The 318-nt window shown below is 37.1% G+C and carries 1 tRNA gene; it reads right to left on the reverse strand.

Annotated features, from left to right (window positions below):
* Window positions 1-103 precede the first annotated feature (103 nt).
* A tRNA-Ala gene (locus WKT13_RS13345) sits at window positions 104-177 on the reverse strand.
* Window positions 178-318 lie beyond the last annotated feature (141 nt).

Consider the following 318-nt stretch of genomic DNA (forward strand, 5'->3'; position numbering starts at 1 on the left):
GGAATAAACTATGCACCGGAGTTTTCTTAACTACAGTTTTGCTTGTACAATATGTCAAAGATCTTTTTTACTGTCACCCCCCCTTTCCGAGGTGATGTAAGTGTGGAGAATAACGGATTCGAACCGTTGACCTCTTGCATGCCATGCAAGCGCTCTAGCCAGCTGAGCTAATCCCCCATACAAGAGATATTATATTCTGACACATATCTAATAATATGTGAAAAATGTGCACTCAGCGTCATAATTCTCTATAATAAAAACAGATAAGTACAAGAAGAGAATTAACAGACGAGATTTCTCTCTTTAAATAAAAATTCT

The organism is Prevotella sp. HCN-7019 (genome assembly GCF_037890215.1).
Taxonomy (GTDB): Bacteria; Bacteroidota; Bacteroidia; order Bacteroidales; family Bacteroidaceae; genus Prevotella.